Origin of the sequence: Actinopolyspora alba (assembly GCF_900112765.1) — a bacterium.
Classification (GTDB): Bacteria; Actinomycetota; Actinomycetes; order Mycobacteriales; family Pseudonocardiaceae; genus Actinopolyspora; species Actinopolyspora alba.
On record NZ_FOMZ01000013.1, the window covers coordinates 164991 to 180514 of the forward strand.

5 protein-coding genes are annotated in these 15524 nt (G+C 69.2%); 2 read left to right on the forward strand and 3 right to left on the reverse strand.

Going from position 1 to position 15524, the window contains the following annotated elements; genetic code table 11:
* Positions 1–4: 4 nt before the first annotated feature.
* The 3 genes from BM150_RS19015 to BM150_RS19025 form a co-directional block, all read right to left on the reverse strand.
* Complete coding sequence (locus BM150_RS19015; protein ID WP_092928674.1) at positions 5–1051, reverse strand: zinc-dependent alcohol dehydrogenase family protein; 1047 nt, start codon at positions 1049–1051, stop codon at positions 5–7.
* Between the two features lie 230 nt (positions 1052–1281).
* Positions 1282–1935: an SDR family oxidoreductase gene (locus BM150_RS19020; protein ID WP_092928675.1), complete on the reverse strand. Its 654-nt coding sequence runs from the start codon at positions 1933–1935 to the stop codon at positions 1282–1284.
* Positions 1936–2033: 98 nt separating this feature from the next.
* Positions 2034–2729 carry a type 1 glutamine amidotransferase domain-containing protein gene (locus BM150_RS19025; RefSeq protein ID WP_092928676.1) on the reverse strand — a complete coding sequence of 232 codons (696 nt, stop codon included), beginning with the start codon at positions 2727–2729 and terminating at the stop codon, positions 2034–2036.
* A gap of 575 nt (positions 2730–3304) precedes the next feature.
* Here BM150_RS19025 and BM150_RS19030 point away from each other — a divergent pair.
* Both BM150_RS19030 and BM150_RS19035 read left to right on the forward strand, forming a co-directional pair.
* Entirely contained in the window at positions 3305–4066 is a 762-nt protein-coding gene (locus BM150_RS19030) for a thioesterase II family protein (RefSeq protein ID WP_175496908.1), read from the forward strand.
* A 339-nt stretch (positions 4067–4405) separates the two neighbouring features.
* Positions 4406–15524 (forward strand): type I polyketide synthase (locus BM150_RS19035; RefSeq protein ID WP_139219589.1); only part of this gene is annotated, 11119 nt, incomplete at its 3' end.

The window sequence follows — 15524 nt, forward strand, 5'->3', positions numbered from 1 at the left end:
CGGTTCAGCCGAGCTCGGCGACGGTGATCCCGCTGCTCGGCGGCGTCGCCTCGTTCATCGCCACCAGCGCGGCCGGGATCTCGTCCAGCCCGACCCTGCGACCGATCAGTCGGTCGAGGTCGATGCGGGATCCGGTGACCAGCCGCAGCATCTCCGGGTACTCGTGGGCCTGCAGCCCGTGGGTGCCGAGGACGCGCAGCTCCCGGGCGATCACCTCGTGCATCGGCACCGGTGGCAGGCCACGCTCAGGGGGCAGCAGCCCGAGCTGCACGTGCGTGCCCCGCGTGCGCAGCGAGGAGATCGAAGCCGCGCAGCTGGCCGGGTGCCCCACGCAGTCCAGCGACACGTGCGCACCCCCGCCGGTGAGTTCCCGGACCGCCTCGGCCGTGTCGGGAGTGCGGTTTCCGTTCACGGTGCGTTCCGCGCCCAGCTCGGCGGCGAGCCGCAGCGCCGCATCGGAGAGGTCGACGGCCACCACCCGGGCACCGGCGGCAGCGGCGATCGCCACCGCCGAGACGCCCGCGCCGCCGCAGCCGTGCACCGCGACCCACTGGCCGGCGCGTACCGCCCCCTGCCGCAGCACCGCCCGGAAGGCGGTGGCGAACCGACAGCCCAGCGCGGCGGCCGACGTGGCGGGCAGTTCGTCGGGCAGCGCCACGAGGTTCGTCCCGGCCCGGGGCACGGCCACCCGCTCGGCGAACGAGCCCCAGTGGGTGGCGCCGGGCTGGAACTGGTGCTCGCAGACCTGCTGGTTCCCGGTGGCGCACTGGTGGCAGGTGCCGCAGGCGCAGACGAACGGCACGGTGACCCGGTCCCCGGGGTGCCAGCCGCTCACCGAGGATCCCACTTCGACGAGGCGCCCGGCCAGTTCGTGACCGGCCACGTGCGGCGGGGTGACGTCGGGTTCGTGGCCTTGCCAGGCGTGCCAGTCGCTGCGGCACAGGCCGGTGGCCTCGACCGCGACGACCACCCCGTCCGGTTCGACCCGCGGCTCGGGGACGGTGCGCACCTCCGGGGCGACTCCGAACTCGTCGAACACAACGGCACGCATCAATGGCCCTTTCGAACCGCTCCGGCTGTCGCTGCCAGCTTACTGATGCTTGCCTGTCGTGTTGTCGAGGGACGCGGGGCTCTTTCGGTTTACCTACCCGATGTCGGGCCTCCCGGAGCGAGAGCCAGCGGGAGGTTCCGCCAACCGAGCGCCCCGAAAACCCGAGCGGAAAACTTCGATCAGTAGCGCACTGCCGCCCACCGGACCGGCCACCCCGCCGCCGAGGTGCCTCAAAGGGCGGCGACGGCCTCCCGAACCCGCGTGTCCCCCTCGGTCAGTTCGAGCGTGTGACTACTTCCCCGGTGGGTGGCGAGCAGCTCCGCCAGCACGGCGGCAACGTCCTGCCGCGACACCCGGCCGCGTGGGACGGGAGGGGAGGAGAGGGTGACCAGACCGCTTCCCGGATCGTCGGTCAACGCCCCGGGGCGCAGGATGGTCCAATCCAGGTCTCTGGAGCGCAGGTCCTGCTCGGCGCCGGTCTTGGCGTCGATGTAGGCCTTCCAGACCTCTCCGGAATCGGGATCCGGCGACTGGCCGGCGCCCATCGTGGAGATCTGCAGGAAACGTGGCACTCCGGCGTCCTCTGCTGCCCCGGCCAGCGTTACCGAACCATCACGGTCCACCGTGTACTTTCGCTCGGCTCCGCTGCCCTTGCCCGCGCCGGCGGCGAACACTACCGCGTCGGAACCCCGCAGGGCTTCCGTGATCTCGGCACGGGAGCTGTGCTCCAGATCGAGTTCGAGCGGGTGGCCTCCCGCCGCTTCCAGATCGGGAGCGTGCTCCGGTTGCCGGATCAGGCCGAGGACTTCCGCCTCCTGCTCGTGAAGCAGCGCGGTCAGCCGCAGCGCGATCTTGCCGTGTCCGCCCGCGATGACGACACGCATGTCGTACCGTTCCTTTCCGCACCAAGGACGCCGCCGGACGTGTTCTGTGTCCACGCGGTTTCCAAGGAGCCGGTTCATCGGGGCCCTTCCGGGCCGGTTCAGCTCACCGAGGGAAGCATCCGCTCCGCCAGCGGTTCCGAGGAAGCCGGGTTCTGACCGGTGTGCAGGTTGTGGTCCACCACCACGTTGGGCTCCCACGGCTGTCCCTCGGAGAACTCGGCCCCGAGTGCCACCAACCTGTCCTGCAGCAGCCACGCCGCCTTGTCGGCCAAACCTGCCTGCTTCTCCTCCACGTTGGTGAACCCGGTGAGCCGGTATCCGGAGAACGGGCTGGTGCCGTTCTCGTCCTCGGTGGCCAGCAGGGCGGCCGGGGCGTGGCAGACGACGCCCAGCGGCTTGCCCGAACTCAGGACCTCGGTCAGCAGCCGAGCCGACTCCGCGTTTACGGAGAGATCCTCCATGGGGCCGTGACCACCGGGGTAGAACACCGCCGCGTAGTCGTCCGGCCGCACGTCCTCCAGCCGCACCGGTCGCCGCAGCTCCTCGGCCGATTCCAGGGTCGCGGCGACCTGGTCGGCTCGCTCCTGCCCGCCGTTGGCCTCCGGGGCCAGGCTGGACTGATCGACCGGTGGGACGACCCCGCCTGGAGTGGCCACGACCACCTGGTGCCCCGCCTCGGTGAACACGCGGTACGCGGCGGTGAACTCCTCCGCCCAGTATCCGGTCGGGTGCTGTGTCCCGTCTGCCAGCGTCCAGTGGTCGGCGCCGGTCATCACGAACAGGATCCTCGCCATGCTTCCACACTCCTAGATCCGGGATCTCTTCTCGCTCTCGACCCGCTCAGCGGGGTGGTCGAGGGGCAGGGCGATCGCGAGTTGGTTGGACCAACAGGGTTTCCAAGTTGGCCCGCGGGAAAACAGCGGAGCCGACGGTGGCATTCCCGAAGGGAGTTCGCGGTCTCCACGACGGTGGTCGAGGGGTAGGCCGTGGAGGTGGTGCCGCGCTGGACACGTCAACGGCCGCGAGTCCGGGGAGATCGAAGAGCTCCGGAAACTCGCCGACGACCGAATCTTTTTTACTGTTGAGTAGATTATGCGGTCGGTTCGGTTGAGCGTTCTCGGTCTATGTTTTCCGAATTGTAATCGAGCGTGACTTTTTGTTTTCACGCCGGGTTCCGTTCGGGGAGCGGTGTCGGTCGTTCGGGTTTTCGGTCCGGTTTCTGGTCTCGTGGGCACTTGTTCATTTCGTCCGTCGGACCGGTCGTGCCTCGAGTAAGGGGTCCCTCAGCGAATCGAGTAACGGAGTTCGGGGCGGATCGTTGTCTGTTAACCCTTTCGCAGGAGTGGACGGATCGTGCAAGATACGGCGCGTGAGTCAGACGAAGTGGATCGAGCGCCGTGACGCCAACCCGCGGGCCCGACTCCGGCTGTTCTGCTACCCGCACGCGGGTGGTGCGGCCTCGGCATTCCAGGCCTGGCAGCGGGTGATGCCGGAGACCGTCGAGGTGTGTCCCGTTCAGCCGCCCGGTCGATGGACGCGGCACCACGAGCCGCCGTTCCGCCGGGTCGAACCGGCCGCCGCCTCGTTCGTCGAAGCGATCGAGTCGCTCACCGATCTCCCCTTCGTCTTCTTCGGGCACAGCCTCGGTGCCTTGGTGATGTTCGAGGCGACCAGGCTCGTCGAGGCGCGCGGCAAGCGAACTCCGAAAGCGTGCGTCGTGGCCGCGCGAGGGGCGCCGCACATCGACGTCGGTCGCCCTGCCCGGGAGGTCGTCGCCGACGACGAACGCCTCGTCAACTGGGTTTCCGAGCGTTACGGGAAGCTCTCCGGGTTCGACGATCCGGAGATTCGTGAACTCTTCATGCCCGTGTTGCGCGCGGACCTGGAGGCGTACGCGCACTACGAGCTCGGCTCCGCCTCGCCGCTGGCCACGGCGCTGTACGCCTTCGGTGGCGACGCGGATCGGGCGGTACGGGCCGAGGAGCTCGAAGGTTGGCGCGAGCACACCGCCGGTTCCTTCGAGTCCGCTGTCCTGCCCGGCGATCACTTCTTCGTCCACGACCAGCACTCGGGGTTCCTGCCGAAGCTCGCCGCACTGCTCGAGGAACTCACCGTCGATCACGGTGCGTGATGATGCTCTGTTGGTTCCCTCGATGGATTGACATGGGCTATTTGGCGCATACAGAATACGGGCAATCTTCACGACCCGCAGGAGTGAGAATCGGAACGAGAGGTGTACGGATTGGCGCTGGCCCCGTCGGCTTCCCCGTGTCCTGTTCCATAGGGGATGTTTCCCGAGGATGAATCCTCGTTGGTGACGCAGTGGAATCGTGACCAACCGTATCTGTGTTACCGATGGTCGAGTTTGGATTGAATTTTTAAATCTGGCCGTGAGTTTTCTCGGTTTTCCGTTGCCTCGTGTGACCGGTATCGTCGCTTTCCTTTCCTCACGTTCCCCTGGAGGGGTTCAATGAACGTGCCCATCGCAGTGGTCGGAACCGCCGGGCGCTTCCCGGGCGCCGCTTCGACGCGGGAGCTGTGGCGACTGCTGCTCCGCGAGTCGTGCCCGACCGACGTTGTTCCCCCCTCCAGGTTCGACATCGACAGGTTCTACGACCCGGATGCACGGTCACCGGGTGCGCTCGGTTCCCGCTACGGCGGATTCCTCGACGGAATCGATCGATTCGATGCGGGGTTCTTCTCGTTCTCCCGGCGTGAGGCGCGCGTCATGGACCCCCAACAACGCCTGCTGCTGGAGGTCGCGTGGGAAGCGTTCGAGGACGCCGGGCTCCGAGCGGGCGCCGAGACCGGCGTGTACCTCGGGATGATCGCCAACGAGTACGCCGAACGTCTCCCCGCGGATAACGTCGATCTGTCCGCGTTGACCGGAGCCGGCTCGCGGAACGCCGCGGCCGGCAGGTTGTCCCGTTTCTTCGGCGCCTCGGGACCGAGCATGGTGATCGACACCGACCGGTCGTCCTCGCTGGTCGCGGTGGAGCAGGCGAGTCGGGCGCTCGCTCGTGGTGAGTGCTCGGTCGCCCTGGCGGGTGGGAGCAATCTGATCCTCTCCCCGCGCACCAGCATGGCGTTCTCGAACGCGGGGAGCCTCGCCCCGGACGGGCGGTGCAAGTTCGGTGACGCCGCCGCCGATGGCTTCGTGCGCAGTGAGGCCGTCGGACTCGTGGTGCTCAAACCGTTCCAAGCGGCCCTCGCGGACGGCGACTCGATCCATGCCGTCCTCCTCGGCGGAGCCGTGAACAGCAACGGCTCGGCGTCGTCCGATCTCATGCGACCGAGCGTCGACTCCCAGGTGGAGGTGCTCGGCTCGGCGTGTCGGGACGCCGACGTGGCACCGGAAGAAGTGGGCTACGTCGAGGCGCACGGCACCGGGACGCCCGCGGGTGACCCGGCCGAGCTCACCGCCCTCGGGGCGGCGTACCGGGGGCAGGGTGGTGACCGGCTCCGAATCGGTTCGGTCAAGACGAACATCGGTCACACCGAGGCGGCAGCTGGGGTGTGCGGTCTCGTCAAGACCGTGTGGGCGCTCCGCGAGGGAGTCCTCCCGCCGAGCCTGCACTTCCGGACGCCACGGGAGGACGTCGACTTCGACGAGCTGGGGTTGCGGGTAGTCACCGAGTGCGAGGCGTGGTCCGAGCCCGACTCCCCGAACGGCGCGACGGGTTCTCGGGGAAGCGGTCGACTCGCCGGGGTGAGCTCGTTCGGTCTCACCGGGACCAACGCGCACGTGGTGCTCGCTTCCGCGGCGGAGGCGAAGCGACGGTTCCCCGAGCTCCTGCCGCCCGAAGCCGAGCCGGATGCGGCGGAAACCACCGCACGGGCTCAGGTCGTCACGATCTCGGCTCACTCACGAGCCGCGCTCACCGCGCACGTTCGGGCCCACCGTGATCGTGTCTCCGAATGGGACGGGACGACGCACGGTTCGCTCTCCCGGCTCGCCCACACCACCGGTGCCCGGCGCATGCATCGCGAACATCGCCTCGCCGCGGTGGTGCGTTCGACGGACGAGCTCGCGGACGAGCTCGACGCCTATCTCCACGGCGAGCCGAGCGGAAACATAGCCACCGGGATCGCCGAGTCAGGGCGGCGCGTGGTGTTCGTGTGCGCCGGGCAGGGTTCGCAATGGCTCGGCATGGGGCGCGAACTGCTCGAACGGGAACCGGTGTTCGCCGACGCGATCCGCCGGATCGACGCGGCGGCCCGCCCCTACTCGTGGTCGCCGCTCGCGGAACTGTCCTCCGGCGGCGACAGTGCCGAGGCGGGTGCGCACGATGTGCAGCCCGCCCTGTTCGCCATGACCGTCGGGCTGGCCGAACTGTGGCGATCCCGGGGCGTCGAACCGGACGCCTACGTCGGCAACAGCATGGGCGAGGTCGCCGCCGCCTTTCTCGCGGGCGCACTGACCCTGGAGGACGCGGTCCGGGTCATCTGGGAGCGCAGCCGGTTGACCGCGAGCATCAGCGGTACCGCCGGTGAGGTCATGTCGGTCGAGCTTCCCGCCGAGGCGCTGACGCCGTGGCTCGAGCCGTACGAGCAGCGCGTCGTCGTCGGCGTCTACAGCAGTCCCCACGCCTCGGTCCTCTCCGGGGACAGCGCCGCCCTCGCGGAACTGGCACAACGTTTCGAGGCGAACGGCATCACGTGCCGTACCGTGCCGTTCCGCGCCCCGATCGCCTCGCACAGCCCACTGATGGAGCCGCTGCGCGAGCCGATGCTCGACGCGCTCCGATCGGTGCGCACGCACGGCTGCACCACACCGTTCCTGTCCACTGTCGACGTCGAGTACGTCACCGAGCCGTTCGGTGCCGATTACTGGTGGCGCAACCTCCGCGAGCCGGTGCGGTTCGAGCCAGCCGTCCGCAGGCTGCTGGCCGAGGGATACGACACGTTCGTCGAGCTGAGCCCGCACCCGACCTTGCGGAGACCGGTCGAGGACACCGCCTACGAAGCCGGCGCGACGGCGAAGGTCGTCTCGTCACTGCGTCGGGAGCGCCCAGAACGGGAGACGCTGCTCGCTAACCTCGCCGAACTCCACGTCTGGGGAGTTCCCGTGGACTGGGCGAAGCTCCACGAGAAGCCCGAATCCCCGGTGGCACTACCGAGCTATCCCTGGCAACGCCAGTCGTACTGGCTGGACCCCGCGACCCCCGAGGCCGACGGCGCGGCTGGACGTCCCGAGACGACGGGAAATTCCGCCACGGTGGGCACGGACTCGCCGGAAGATCAGGTGGCGAGTTCCGCCGCTAACGAGCACGACGACCGCGTTCCGTCGTTTCGCTCCCGGCTGGAAGCCGCCGAACAGCGGGAGCGGGTATCGCTGCTCGAGTCGTTCCTCCGTCGTGAGATCGCGCGCGTGCTCGATGAGGAAGCGGCTGAAGACGTTCCGCTCGACGTGCCCTTCCACGAACTCGGCGTCACCTCGGTGCTCGGCCTCGACCTGTGCACCAGGCTCGAACGGGCCCTCGAACACCGCGTGCCCCCGCCCGTGCTCTACCGGACCGGCACGGTTCGGGCATTGACCGGCTGGTTTCGCGAGGAGCTCGAACTCGGCACCGCGTCGGGTGCCACGGGCGCGGACTCAGCGGTGGACCCGAACACCGTCCCGCACGGGGACGCCACCGCCTCGGTCGCCGACTCCTCGGCGGAGCCCATCGCCGTGGTCGCCACGGCCTGCCGTTTCCCCGGCGGCGTCGTCGATCCCGACGGGTTCTGGGAACTGCTGCGCACCGGAGGGGACGCCATCACCGACGTTCCCGCCTCCCGGTTCGACATCGACGCGGTGTTCGATCCCGATCCGGACGCGGCGGGCAGCACCTACAGCCGATCCGGTGGATTCCTCGACGGTATCGACGGGTTCGACCCGACGTTCTTCGGGATTCCGCCGCACGAGGCGAAATCGATCGACCCGCAACAGCGGTTGCTCCTCGAAACGACCTGGGAAACCCTGGAACGCGCTGGGCTTCGGGCCGAGGAGCTGAAGGGGTCGAGGACCGGTGTGTTCGTCGGTCTGTGGACCGAGGAGTACCAGAACGAGGCGTTGCGCGACGCAGGCAGGATCGACGCGTACACGCTGCTCGGGACGAATCCCTCCGCGACAGCGGGGCGCATCTCCTACTGGCTCGGGTTGCGGGGGCCGAACCTCCCGGTCAACACCGCGTGCTCGTCCTCGCTCGTCGCGATGCACCTCGCGTGCCAGTCGCTGCGTTCCGGGGAGTGCGAGCAAGCGCTCGTCGGAGGTGTGAACGTCCTCCTCTCTGCCGCCGGATTCGTGTACTTCAGCCGGGTCGGCGCGCTCTCACCCACCGGGCGCTGCCAGGCGTTCTCCGCCGATGCCGACGGGTACGTGCGCTCCGAAGGCTGCGGCATGGTGCTGCTCAAACGGCTCTCCGACGCCGAGCGGGACGGTGACCACGTCCTCGCGGTCGTCCGCGGTAGCGCCGTCAACCAGGACGGACGTTCCAACGGGTTCACCGCACCCAACGGCACCGCCCAGCGGGAGATGCTGTCGCAGGCACTCGATCGGGCCGACATCGCGGGAAACACGGTCGACGCCGTCGAGTGCCACGGCACCGGAACCCCGCTCGGCGATCCCACGGAGGTGCAGGCGCTGGCGGAGGTCTACGGCAGGGACCGATCCGTCGACCGGCCGCTGCTGCTCGGCTCGGTGAAAAGCAACATCGGACACACCGAAGCGGCCGCGGGCATCGCGGGCCTGCTCAAGGCCGTGCTCTCGCTGCAACGGGAGACCTTGCCTCCTTCGTTGCACGTCGAAAGGTTGAACCCGCACCTGGCGTGGGACGAGTCGCCGGTGCACGTGGCGACCGAGCCGACGCCGTTGCCCTCCGGTACGCGCCCCCGGCGGATCGGTGTGTCGTCGTTCGGGATTTCGGGGACGAACGCGCACGTCATCCTCGAAGAGGCGCCAGCGATCGAGGGGTTCGAACACGACGGCGACGTGCGTTCTCCGTCGAGTGCCGCCTCGTTCCCGCTGGTCATCAGTGGGCATACGGAGTCGGCGTTGCGTGCGAACGCGGCGCGGTTGGCGGAGTGGTTGGACGAGGCGTTCGAACGGGATGGGCGATCTCTTGAGTTGCGGGATGTGGCTGCCGGGCTGGTGACGAGGCGTACGGCGTTTGGGGAGCGTGTGGCGGTGCCGGTGTCGGAGCCGGCTGGGGCGGTTGAGCGGCTTCGTGCTGTGGCTGGGGGTTCGTTGCCGCAGGGTGCGGTTCGTGCGGCTGCTTCTTGTGAGCGGTTGGTGTTGGTGTTTCCGGGGCAGGGTGGTCAGTTTCCGGGGATGTGTCGGTCGTTGTTGGGGGATGAGGTTTTTCGGGCGGCGTTGGTTGAGTGTGATGAGGCGTTGTGGCCGCATGTTGGTTTTTCGGTGGTGGAGCTGCTTGCGGCTGACGACGAGGTACAACGCGAGGCGCTGGATCGGGTGACGGTGGTGCAGCCGGTGTTGTTCGCGGTGGGGGTGGCGCTTTCGCGGGTGTGGGGTTGTTGGGGTGTGTCGCCGGATGCGGTGGTGGGTCACAGTCAGGGTGAGGTGGCCGCGGCGGTGGTGGCGGGTGTGTTGAGTGTGGCTGAGGGTGCCCGGGTTGTGGGGGTGCGGAGTCGTCTCGTTGCCGGTCTTGCCGGTGATGGGGGGATGGGCAGTGTGTCGCTGCCGGTGGAGCAGGTGCAGCGGCGATTGCACGAGTGGGGTGGTGCGTTGTCGGTGGCGGTGGTCAACACCGCGGAGTCGACGGTGGTGGCTGGTGACCGAGGTGAGTTGGAGGAGTTCCTCGCCGTGCTGGAGGGCGAGGGGGTGTCCTGCCGTCGGATCAAGGTGGATTACGCGTCGCATTCGCCGCAGGTGGATCCGGTGTTGGAGTCGGTTCGGTCGGAGTTGGCCGATCTCGTGCCGGGGTCTGGGGATGTGCCGGTGTTCTCGACGGTGCGGGGGGCTCGGGTCGACGGCAGCGAACTCGATGGTGACTACTGGGCGGATAATCTTCGCGAGCCGGTGCGGTTGGACCGGGCGTTGGAGGCACTCGCGCCGGGTGAGGAGACGGTGTTTCTCGAGTTGGGTGCGCATCCGGTGTTGGTGGGTCCGCTGGGTGGTGCCGGGCACGATGCGGTGGTGGGCTCGTTGCATCGGGAGGAGGACGGTGCGTCGCGGTTGCGGCAGGCCGCGGCGGAGTTGTTTACCCATGGCATCCCGGTCGAGTGGGACACGGTCTACGCGGGCACCGGGGCGCGGGTCGTGGACCTGCCCACCTACGCCTTCCAACACCAGCACTACTGGTTGCGGCCTTCGGAGGTGGAGTCCGTCGAACCGGCCCGTCTCGGTCTCGACGGCGGTGAGCACCCGTTGTTGTCCGCACGCACCGACCTCTCGGACGGCTCGGTCCTGTTCACCGGCTCGCTCGACCGAACGACCCAAGGGTGGCTCGACGACCACCGGATCTTCGACACGGTGCTCGTGCCCGGCACCGCTCTGGTCGAGATGGCACTGCACGCCGCGCGGGCCGTGGGGCTCACCGACGTCGGTGAAGCACTGCTCGCCGCTCCGCTCCCGCTGACGGCCGATGAGCTCCGCCGAGTGCAGCTTCTCGTGGCGGAACCGGACGACGAGGGAAATCGTGCGTTCACGATCCACAGTCGTGTCGAGGCGGACGAGATCGAGACGACGTGGGTGCGGCACGTCACCGGGACACTGGCGGCCCACGAGTTCCCCGAACCCACACCCGTCGCCACGTGGCCGCCCGAGGACGCAGCGCCCGCCGACCTGACCGGGCTGTACGAACGACTCGCGGCACGCGGCTACGGCTACGGACCGGCCTTCCGGGGCGTTACCAAGGCGTGGCACCTCGGCACGACGACGTTCGTCGAGGTGACGTCTCCCCCGGAGATCGCGCGGGACCCCGAGGGCCCACGGGCAGCGGAATTCGGTGTCCACCCTGCGCTGCTGGACGCGACGCTGCACTGCGTGCTGGAGACGGCGGCAGGCGAGGAGGCCTTGGTCCTGCCGTTCGAGTGGCGGCGCGTGGCGCTGCACGCGGTCGGGGCAACGGCGCTGCGCGCTCGCATCGAACGCGACGGGCGCGAGCTGCGCATCGACGCGTTCGACCTCGCCGGTCAACCGCTCGCCACGATCGAGGCCCTCGTCACACGGCCTGCGACCGAAACGCAGCTGAGCACGGCCTCCGATGCGGACGCGCGGCAGCTCTACCGGCTCCGGGCTGTTCCACTGCACGAGACCGAACCCGCGGACATCTCCCGACACCGGTTCGTCGACGGGTGGACGGCCGACGTCGAGTCGGTCCTCGCCGAGCTCGAGGAGGAACAGGCCACCACCGAGAAGAGCGATACCGCGCCGAGGCCGTTGCTCGTCGTCGACTGGTCCGGATCCGAGACCGGGCTCGAAGCGACCCGTGAAACGACGCTGCGGGGGCTGGAGTGGCTGCGGCGCTGGTACAGCTCCGACCGCGCGGCCTCGGCACGGCTTGTCTGGCTGACCCGGGGCGCACTCTCCTGCCGCGTGTCCGACCCGTCGGTCAACCCGGCCGCGGCGGCCCTCTGGGGCCTCGGCAGGACGGCCCGGCTCGAACATCCGGACCGCGACCTCGTGCTGCTGGATGTCGACGACACGGCCGAACCGGCTCTCACCGACCTCCTGGCACGCATCCCCACGGACGAACCGCAGCTCGCGGCACGTCGGGGCGAGCTGAACCGCCTGCGCCTCGAATCCGAAGCGCGGACCGACGAGCTCGAAGAGCCCACCGCCGACGAGTGGCGACTCGACATCGGCGAGCGCGGAGATCTCTCGACGCTCCGGCTCACCCCTCACCCGGAAGCGGCGGAAAAGCTCCCGCCGGGATGTGTCCGCATCGCGGTGCGGGCAGGAGGCATCAACTTCCGCGACGTTCTCACCGCGATGGGCATGTATCCCGGCGAGGCGGAGCCACTCGGCTTCGAGGGTGCCGGGGTGGTGACCGAAGCAGCCGAGGACGTCGCGGACCTCGTACCCGGTGACCGGGTCGTCGGATTCTTCGCCTCCGCGTTCGCGTCGCTGGCGGTCGCGGACGCTAGGAAGGTCCGACCGATCCCGGACGCCGTCTCGTTCGCCGAAGCCGCCACGGTCCCGGTCGTTTTCCTGACCGCGAGCTACGCACTCGATCACCTGGCCGGAGTGATGAACGGGGAGCGGCTGCTGCTCCACTCCGCCGCGGGTGGTGTCGGCCAGGCGGCCATCCAGCTCGCACGTCTGCGGGGAGTCGAGGTGTTCGCCACCGCGGGCCCCGCCAAGTGGGACGAGCTGCGGGCACTAGGCCTGCCCGACGACCACATCGCCTCGTCCCGGGACACGGACTTCGAAACCGCGTTCACCCGGGTTACCGGAGGTGAGGGCGTCGACGTCGTGCTCAACAGCCTCACCGACGAGAAGATCGACGCCTCATTGCGGTTGCTCTCCCCCGGCGGTCGGTTCATCGAGATGGGCAAGACCGACGTTCGCGAGGCCGAGGCGTTGCGGGAGAGCCACCCTGGGGTGTCCTATCGCGCCTTCGACCTCCTCGCGGAGGTAGAGCCCGCGCGCTTGGGGGAGATGCTGGACGAGGTCCTGGCGGACATGGCGCGGGAACGACTCCGGCCGTTGCCGTACCGCGCCGTCGACCTCCGCGGTGCGCGCGACGTGTTCCGAGTGATGGCGCAGGGCGGGCACACCGGCAAGCTCGTCTTCCAGCCCCCACGGCGTCCGCTGCGACGGGAGATCGACACCGAGGGGACGGTGTTGATCACGGGTGGCACCGGAGGACTGGCCGGTGCGCTCGCGGAGCATCTCGTGACGGTGCACGGCGTGCGTCATCTGTTGTTGCTCTCCCGATCGGGGAACGCGGCGTCCGGGACCGACGACCGCCTCGCGGAGCTGCTCGCGGCTGGCGCGGAGACGGTGCGCGTCGAGGCCTGCGACGTGGTGGACCGGCAGGCTCTCGCGGACGTGCTGGACGCTGTGCCTGCCGCGCACCCGCTCACCGCCGTCGTGCACGCGGCCGGAGTGCTCGACGACGGGATGCTCGCCGAGCTGTCTCCCGAACGGGTGAGCAACGTCTTCGGCCCCAAGGTCGACGCGGCCTGGCATCTTCACGAGCTGACGCGCGAACTGGACCTGTCCGCGTTCGTGCTGTTCTCCTCGGTGATCGGCACTGTCGGGAACGCCTCACAGGGGGCTTACGCCGCGGCGAACGCGGCGCTCGACGCGCTGGCGGCGCGACGTCGCGCGATGGGACTCGCCGCGACCAGCATCGCCTGGGGAACTTGGGCGGACGCCGGTATGGTCACCCGCCTGGACACCGCGCTCCAGCGGCGGCTGCGCCGAGGTGGACTCGTCCCGCTCCGATCCGAGCAGGGACTTCGCCTGTTCGACCGGGTCCTCGACGCTGACCGGACGAACGAGGTCGCGGTGCGGGTCGACCAGCGAGCACTCCAGCGCACGGCCGACGAGGACCTCTCGGCGGTGCCGCCGGTGCTGCGCGGGTTCGTCCGGTCCTCGGCCCGCCGCGCCGCCGATGCCGCCGCGACGACGGACGGCCCGGTGCGGCGGCTGGCCGAACTGGACACGCCCGAGGCCCGGCACGAGGCGCTGCTCGAGATCGTGCGTAGCGAGATCGCCACCGTGATGGGGTTGCCGACCGCCCGGAGCGTCCCGGTCGGCGGTGGGCAGAACGCTCCGTCGCTGCGTGAACTGGGAGTCGACTCGCTCATGGCGGTCGAGATCCGCAATCGCCTGTCGAAACTGGTCGGGGAGCCGCTTCCGACGACGCTGCTGTTCGACCAGCCGACGGTCGACGCGCTCGCGCGCTACCTCGCGGACAAACTCGGCGAACCCGTACAGCGATCAGCGACCGCCTCGAGCAGGACCACGGAGCGGGAAGCTCCGCTGGACGAGCCGATCGCGATCGTGTCCATGGCGTGCCGCTTCCCGGGAGAGGTCGACGGTCCGGAACAACTGTGGCGTCTCCTCGCCGACGGCGAGGACGGCATCACGGCGTTTCCCGATCGGCCGGGCTGGGAAATCGACGGCCTGTACAGCCCGGACCCGGACGAGCCGGGACGTTCGGTGACCCGTGAGGGCGGTTTCCTGCACGACGCGGGCCGGTTCGACGCCTCCTTCTTCGGCATCAGCCCGCGGGAGGCGCAACGCATCGATCCGCAGCAACGCCTCCTGCTCGAGGTGAGCTGGGAGGCGCTGGAGCGCACGGGGATAGTTCCCGCCTCCCTCGAAGGCAGTTCCAGCGGTGTCTACTTCGGTCTGATGTACAACGACTACGGCGGAAGGCTGCTCGACCACCGCGAGTCCCTCGACGGTTATGTGACCGTCGGCAGCCTGCAGAGCGCCGCCTCGGGTCGGTTGGCTTACACGCTCGGGTTGCGGGGACCCGCGGTGTCGGTGGACACGGCCTGCAGCTCCTCACTGGTGGGCATTCACCAGGCGATGCAGGGGTTGCGGCGTGGTGAGTGCGATCTCGCCTTCGCGGGCGGGGTCACGGTGATGACCACACCGTCCATGTTCATCGAGTTCAGTAGGCAGCGGGGGCTCGCTCCGGACGGTCGTTGCAAGCCGTTCTCGGAACTGGCCGATGGTGCCGCGTGGTCCGAGGGTTGCGGGGTGCTGCTGCTGGAGCGGTTGTCGGACGCGCGGGCCAACGGGCACGAGGTGTTGGCGGTGCTGCGTTCGGGCGCGGTGAATCAGGACGGCCGCAGTCAGGGGCTGACCGCTCCCAACGGTCCGGCGCAGGAGCGAGTGATCGGCGCGGCGCTGCGAGCGGGTGGGCTCGCTCCCGACGAGGTGGACGCGGTGGAGGCCCACGGCACGGGCACGACGCTCGGCGATCCGATCGAGGCCAACGCGCTGCTCGCCTCCTACGGGGACGGACACGACTCGGACACACCGCTGTACGTGGGCTCGGTGAAGTCGAATCTGGGGCATCCGCAGGCGGCGGCGGGTGTGGCCGGGGTGATCAAGATGGTGCAGGCGTTGCGGCACGAGGAGTTGCCTCGTTCGTTGTACGCCGAGTCGCCGAGTTCGCACGTGGACTGGTCGTCCGGGCAGGTGCGGTTGTTGGACGAGGCGGTGTCCTGGCCGCGTCGGGAGGGGCACGTTCGTCGGGCGGGTGTGTCGTCGTTCGGGATTTCGGGGACGAACGCGCACGTGATCGTGGAGGAGGCCCCGGCTGGGGCGCCGGAGGTTGTCGGTGAGGGTGAGCCTTCTGCCGAACTCGCGGCTGTGCCGCTCGTTCTTAGTGGGCATACGGAGTCGGCGCTGCGTGCGAACGCCGCACGGCTCGCCGAGTTCGTGGAGTCGGTGGCTGGTGAGGGGTGTTGTGAGGGGTTTTTGTCCGGTGTGGCTCGTGCGTTGGTGACCAGGCGTACGGCGTTTGGGGAGCGTGTGGCGGTGCCGGTGTCGGAGCCGGCTGGGGCGGTTGAGCGGCTTCGGTCGGTGGCTGGTGGTTCGTTGCCGCAGGGGGCGGTGCGTGTGGCTGCTTGTCGGGAGCGGGTGGTGTGGGTGTTTCCGGGGCAGGGTGGTCAGCATC